This is a genomic window from Phenylobacterium sp., assembly GCF_031412415.1.
GTDB lineage: Bacteria > Pseudomonadota > Alphaproteobacteria > Caulobacterales > Caulobacteraceae > Phenylobacterium.
This window is the reverse complement of record NZ_JANOCX010000437.1, coordinates 1-6,185: the sequence shown is the minus strand read 5'-3', so window position 1 is coordinate 6,185 and position 6,185 is coordinate 1. Positions and strand designations below refer to the sequence as shown.

Here is a 6,185-nt window from a genome sequence, read left to right as displayed (position 1 = left end):
AGCGGGGCGGGTGGCTCGACGCCATGCGCATCATCGTCGCGATACTGATGATCCTGCATCACTACGAGCTGGCCGGCCCCGTTCCCACCTCGACCTTCATTCCCTTCTTCGAGCGCGGCTACCTGCTCACCGACTTCTTCCTGATCGACTCCGGCTACGTCCTGGCTCGCGTCTATGGGGAGCGGGTCCTGGCCGGCGGCATGTCGCTCGGCGAGTTCTTCAAGAAGCGCTTCCTGCGGGTCGTCCCGGCCCACCTGATCATGTCGCTGACCCTGATCGCGCTGGTGCTGGTCAGCGGCCTTCTGGGCGTCATGCCGCGCAGTCCCCAGTGGTTCGACTGGAAGGAACTCCCGGCTCAGTTCTTCCTGGTCCAGTCCTACGGCGTCCCCGGAGGCAGGGGCTGGAACGCGCCGTCCTGGTCGCTCTCGGCCCTGCTCGGCTGCTACCTGATGTTCCCGTTGCTGCTGCGCGGCATGAACCGCTTCAACCCCTTCGTGGCGCTCGGCCTGGGGATCGCGATCTTCACGGCCTGCAATCTGGCGACCTGGGCGATCCTCAACTATCCCGTCTACCAGATGCCCCTGAAGTACGGGATCTTCCGCGCCCTGCCCCTGTTCATCCTCGGCATGGCCCTCGCCCGCTTCGCCCAGAAGGTCTATGTGCCCGAACGCCTGGCCGCGGGCCTCGGCCTGGCCGCCTTGGCGGGCTTCATCGGCGTCCAGGCCTTCGGCGATTTCAGCCTGATCTCAATCGCACTCATCTGCACCATGATCATGGCCTCGGGCGCCATCCCCGTGCGCCGCCGGTCATGGCTGGTGGAGAAGGCCGCGGTGATCTCCTTCTCGGTGTTCATCACCAACGAGGTGGTCCGCATCGCCTGGTTCGGGGTGGTCAACCAGGTCATCGCCAGGTTCGACCTCAGCCAGACCGTCCAGTGGACACTGTGGGGCATGGGCGTGGTCCTGGCGCTCGCCTTCGCCACGGCCTTCCACTACCTGATCGACAACCCCATCCAGGTGGCGGTCAACCGGCCCAAGAAGGCCACCGGACGGGTTCGCACCGTCGTCAACCAGCCGGTCCCCTATCCAGGCTAGGCCGGCGCCGCGGCCCACTGGGCTGCGGTCCGCTCGACGCGGCCGATGACCCGCGCCGGCAGGCTCGCGACCGGTCCCACCGGCAGGGTCGCCCAACGCCGCCCTGCGGCGCCCAGCGCCCCGGCCGCGCGACCGATGGGCGAGGCGGCGTAGGCCAGCCCTCGGATCAACTCGGTCCCACCGCTGGCGAACTCGCGCTTCCAGGGATAGTCGCCTGGACCCAGGTCGATCTCCACCACGCCGTCGGGCGCCTTGGCCCGAGCGATCTCCACCGCCAGGACATTGCCCGGCGCGTAGGACGCGAAGCTCGGCTCATAGGTGGGCAGCCAGTGGTGCATGACCCCGCCGCTGCGCAGTCCCAGATGGGCGGCGGCCAGCTCGCCGTCGATCTTCAGGGACGAGACGACGCCGCCGAACATCTCGGGCGTGGCCTCCGGCAGGGCCGCGATCAGGCGGCGGCTCCAGTCCCAGGCGAGCGCGTCGGGATGGCGCGAGCGGCGGTATTGCGCCGACTTGAGAGCCATCAGCCAAGCGAGGGTTTCGGGCGAACGGTCGTCGATCTCGTAGCTGACCCGGCGGCCGTCGGCCTCCAGCTTGCGCTGGGCCCGGCGCAGGTTGGCGATGGCCTTGGGTGCGGCGCGAACGGCGGGCCGGGCATAGGCCTCGAACCCGGCGGAGAGGTCCAGGGTGTGGGAGATGTCGCGGTCGTCCGCATGGGCCGCGAAGCCCGGATCGCCAGCGGGAGAGGCCTCGAACCGGAAGGCGGCCGGGCCGCCAGACAAGGCCCTGCCCGCCTCGACGGCCAGACCGGGCTCGGCCACGAAGCCGTGCCAGTCGCAGAAGGTGCCGCCCGCCGGACGGGCGACGCCCAGCACGCCGGGATGAAAGGCCAGGAACGCCACGGCGCCGCTACGGCGCGTGCCCCGCGCCACGAACAGGTCGCCGCGCGCCCGGTCGACGGCGTCGAACCAGCCGAGATCGAAATAGGGACTGCGCAGGCTGGACTGGGCGTCGCGAAAGGCCGCCCACGCGCCGCGGTCGGCCTGGGTCAGCTCCCGCCAGCGTACGATCTGGAAGTCGGCCATGCCTTGCTCCGTTCGCCGGGGAAGGTGCCTTGTTCCGGATACGAAACGGTTAAGTCGCGGGTTTTCGGGGCGGCTTGCGGGCCGGCGCGGCGGCCGGCGGCAGGGCCGACTTGGGCGCGGGCGTGGTGAAGATCACGATGCCGCTCACCGGTTGGGCGACCCCCGGCAGCTTGGCGCGCACGGTGAGCGCATAGCGGCCATCGGTGTTGAGATCCGTCTTGAACGCATAGACTCCATAGTCCGAGGTGGGCAGGACAGTCACCGGAGCATAGGCGCCTGGCTGGCCGTCCGGGGACTTGTCCAGGCTGGCCTCAAGGATCGCGGCGCCGTGCTGAGGCCGCCCGGCGGCGTCGCGGATGCGGACCTGCAGCACCACCCCCACTTCCCGGCGGGGATAGGGATCCAGGGCCTCGAAAAGATAGTCCGTGGACTGGGCGAGGGCTGGGCTGCTGACCGCGACGGCCGCCAGCAGGGCGGCTAGGCCCGCGCGAAGGCCGGCCGGCGGCGGTTCGCGCGCAGCGAGGCGCCCATCACGAAGAAGCCGATGATCGTCAGGGCCCATGTGGTGGGTTCCGGAATGGCCGCGAAATAGATGTCTCGGGTCGAGAACGACCGACCCGAGTTGAGGACATCATAGTCGACGTTCCAGCCGATGGCGTCGAAGGCCGCCAGGTCCAGCGACGTGACCCGGCCCATCTGGCCATAGGCCACGGTGGGGTCCAGCGCGCCCAGCTGCGGCATGCCGACGATGTTGTCCTTCCAGTGCGAGGCCTGGCGGCCGTCGCCGTTGAAGGCGCCCGTCGAGAAGCCGCCGCCGTAGGCGCTCTCGCCGTCGATAGAGAAGAACGGAGTCCCGCCGACCGTCCAGTCGAGGGCCGTCCCCGCGTTGCCGGCGCTGTAGCGATAGAGGTCCAGGACCGAACCGATGGCGAAGTCCCCGAGCGGCAGGGCGCCGAAGTCCGGGTCGTTCCACAGGACGCCGTTCGGGTAGCCAAGAATGTCGTAGGTGTCGACGCCGCTGACGAAGCCCAGGATGTGGCCGATCTCGTGGATCGCGACGCTGATGAAATCGATGGAGTCCCCGGCGATGCCGTCGGACGGGTCGAAGTCGAACTTGAAGTCGCTGCTGAACTGGATGGTCCCGTCCGCCACGTCGCCGAAGCCCGTGAAGCCCAGGGCCTTGAGGTTGGCGCTATTGGCGTCGAGGAACGAGTTGTTGCCGCCCCCGTCGTTGTCCAACACCTTGGACAGCGCGTCCGCGCCCAGGCCGCCGGCGTAGAGGGCTCCGGGGGTGTAGACGCTTAGCGCGCCGACACCGTACTCGCCGAGGGTGAGGGGCGGCAGATTGGCTGCGGCGATGGCGTCCAGAGACGATGTGCCGACGGCTGCGATCTGGCTCTGAATGGTCTCGACATCGACCACGAACGAGCGTGACCCCGCCTGGCCCAGGACACCCGCATCCAGCGACCGGAAGCTGACGTCCAGGTTGACCGTTACGTTGTTGGTGAGACGACTGGCCCAGAATTCCGCGGCGATTCCGAAGCCCTGAAGCGCCTGGCTGCCCGCCCCTACGCCGCCTAGGTCGTTGAGGACGATGGTCGCCGAGCTCGCCGGCGTCGCCATGACGCCCATGGTCAAGGTCATGGCGGCCGACATCAGAAGCTTGTTCATGGAACTCTCCCCAGCGCGCTCGACAACGCAGTATCGCGGCCGCGAAGGGTCGCGAGATGCTTAATGAAAGGTAGTGAAAGCGAGCGTCACACGGGAATTACGACCCGGCAACGGGATCTTGTTGCTCCGCTTGTTAACGATACGCAAGATCACACCCCGTTAACCATGAATATCGGAATGAAATCACAGACAATAGCGTGACCGGACCCGGCGTGCTTTTCGTCGGACATGGCGCCCGTGGGGGCGCTAAGCTGCCCTCAGCAGAGGACGATGGATCCATGGCCGACACGCCCGACGACAACGCGCCGCCCGGCGAGACGCCGATCCAGCGCGCCCTGCGCCTGAAGAAGGCCGCCATCGCCGCCAAGCCGAAGCCGCCCCGGGGCGGCAAGTTCCAGCGCGAACAGGCCGCCGCGGCCCAGTCCTCGTCCAAGTCGAAGCCGTGGATGTCGCGCTAGGAGACCCGCGCCCGCACGGCCGCGCGGCCTTCGGCTTCATCTTCGTCAGCGCGGTCACCACGGCCATGTCGTTTGGCCTGATGATCCCGATCCTGCCGGCTTTGGTGAAGCAGTTCACCGGCGGCGACACGGCGGCGGCCTCGGAATGGAACGTGCTGTTCGCCACGGTCGGCGGGCTGATGAGCCTGTTCTCCGGGCCGATCCTGGGCCTGGTCTCCGACCGGGTCGGACGCCGGCCCGTGCTGCTGTTCTCCCTGTGCGGGCTGGGGATAGACTTCCTGCTGATGGCCTTCGCCCCCAGCCTCATGTGGCTGCTGGTCGGCCGGATGATCAGCGGAGTGACCTCGGGCGCCTTCTCCACCGCCAACGCCTATGTGGCCGACATCACCGCGCCTCAGGACCGGGCGCGGGCCTTCGGCTGGATGGGCTCGGCCTTCTCCTTCGGCTTCCTGGCGGGGCCGGCCATCGGCGGCCTGCTGGGCGAGATCGACCTGCGCCTGCCCTTCCTGGCGGCGGCCGGGCTGACCTTGGCCAACGTCGCCTACGGGGTGTTTGTCCTGCCCGAGTCCCTGCCGCCCGAGCGCCGGGTCGACCGGTTCGACTGGCGCAAGGCCAACCCCATCGGTTCGCTCAGGTTGCTGCGCTCGCACCGCGAGCTGTTCGGCCTGGCCGGCGTCCACTTCCTGAACCAGATCGCCCAGATGGTGTGGCCCAGCATCTTCGTCCTCTACACCAGCTATCGCTACGGCTGGTCGCCGGCGGTGACCGGCCTCTACATGATGGCCGGCGGGGTGCTGGGGGTGTTGGTGCAGAGCTTCCTGGTCGGGCCGACGGTGGCGAGGTTCGGCGAGCGCGGCGCCCTGCTGATCGGCGCGACGGCCAGCACCTTCGGCATGGTCTGGTACGGCTTCGCCTCCACCGGCTGGCTCTACATGGCCGGCATGCCGATCTCCTGCCTAGCCGGCCTGCTGATCCCCGGTCTGCAAGGCCTTATGACCCGTCGCGTGGGGCCAAGCGAACAGGGCCAGCTCCAGGGCGCCAACCAGGCGCTCACGGGCCTGGCGTCGGTGGTCGGGCCAAGCCTCTTCGGGCTGAGCTTCGCCTGGGCGGTGCGGCATGAGGCGCTGGTGGGGTTGCCGCTGTTCCTGGCCGGCGCGGCGATGGCCGCGGCTCTGGGGCTGGCTTGGCGGACGGGGCGGGGAGCGTACGGACGACGGCTAGGTTGATTCAGTCCGGAACGCGCTTACCGACAGGGTGCCCGCATGTCAAATGTTCCCTGTTTGTTCTTGATTAACATCACAACCTGTGAGAGTTTTCCAGGTCCACGGGGCAGTCCCGGGAGCCGCAAGTAAGGAAACCCTGAATGCCGCAGGAGCCGAGATCAGCCGCCGGACCTTCGCCCCTCAATAGGCTTTACTCGCCGTTGGAGTCTCCAATCGCTGCCCTCCATCGGCCCTCAAATCTGCCTCCGACGGTCGTCATCAGAGGGCGACGGTACAGAGAGTTCGACAATGGAATTGCGAATGTGCTCGTGCCTGTTCACGATTCCTCGGTCTCGCCAGAGGAATTCGCGAAGCGTCGGCAAGCTGCGCGCCGCGCTGCGTTCATGGCCGGCCACCCACTCGGAAGCGTCGCCTACAGTCTAGCCACATTGGCGAATGCTTCGCCGGGGGCGCGTGATCAGGCGTTGCTGGCGGGAGGAGCGGCCGACGTGGCGATGTTAGGGGCCGCGCTCCGGGTCCCGCCCGGCCGCGGAGCGCCATCGCCGCGCAAGGAATTCGCGCCGCCGACCTCGCGGAGGCCCGATGTCAGGTATCAGGAACTCAATGCGAGGGGGCAGGCCACGGGCGTGAGCGCGACGCTGACGACGCCTCTTC

Annotated in this window: 6 protein-coding genes; 3 read left to right on the top strand and 3 right to left on the bottom strand. The window is 68.2% G+C overall.

Features of this window, described 5'->3' with window-relative positions:
- A partial coding sequence (locus tag RMO04_RS20120; protein WP_309646550.1) for an acyltransferase occupies nucleotides 1-1,094 on the top strand: 1,094 nt, incomplete at its 5' end.
- Here RMO04_RS20120 and RMO04_RS20115 read toward each other — a convergent pair.
- From RMO04_RS20115 to RMO04_RS20105, 3 genes are read right to left on the bottom strand one after another with little or no spacing between them, the layout of a single operon-like run.
- Nucleotides 1,091-2,179: a GNAT family N-acetyltransferase gene (locus RMO04_RS20115; protein ID WP_309646549.1), complete on the bottom strand. Its 1,089-nt coding sequence runs from the start codon at nucleotides 2,177-2,179 to the stop codon at nucleotides 1,091-1,093. The two genes, RMO04_RS20120 and RMO04_RS20115, sit on opposite strands and share 4 nt — an antisense overlap.
- A gap of 49 nt (nucleotides 2,180-2,228) precedes the next feature.
- Entirely contained in the window at nucleotides 2,229-2,741 is a 513-nt protein-coding gene (locus RMO04_RS20110) for a hypothetical protein (protein ID WP_309646548.1), read from the bottom strand.
- Nucleotides 2,657-3,850: an NF038122 family metalloprotease gene (locus RMO04_RS20105; protein WP_309646547.1), complete on the bottom strand. Its 1,194-nt coding sequence runs from the start codon at nucleotides 3,848-3,850 to the stop codon at nucleotides 2,657-2,659. Before RMO04_RS20105 ends, RMO04_RS20110 begins: the two co-directional genes overlap by 85 nt.
- A 278-nt stretch (nucleotides 3,851-4,128) precedes the next feature.
- Here RMO04_RS20105 and RMO04_RS20100 point away from each other — a divergent pair, with 278 nt between their 5' ends.
- Together RMO04_RS20100 and RMO04_RS20095 are read left to right on the top strand one after the other, a co-directional pair.
- Nucleotides 4,129-4,308 carry a hypothetical protein gene (locus RMO04_RS20100; protein WP_309646546.1) on the top strand — a complete coding sequence of 60 codons (180 nt, stop codon included), beginning with the start codon at nucleotides 4,129-4,131 and terminating at the stop codon, nucleotides 4,306-4,308.
- Nucleotides 4,293-5,534 (top strand): TCR/Tet family MFS transporter, encoded by a 1,242-nt coding sequence (locus RMO04_RS20095; RefSeq protein ID WP_309646545.1) that lies wholly within the window; start codon nucleotides 4,293-4,295, stop codon nucleotides 5,532-5,534. Before RMO04_RS20100 ends, RMO04_RS20095 begins: the two co-directional genes overlap by 16 nt.
- Nucleotides 5,535-6,185 lie beyond the last annotated feature (651 nt).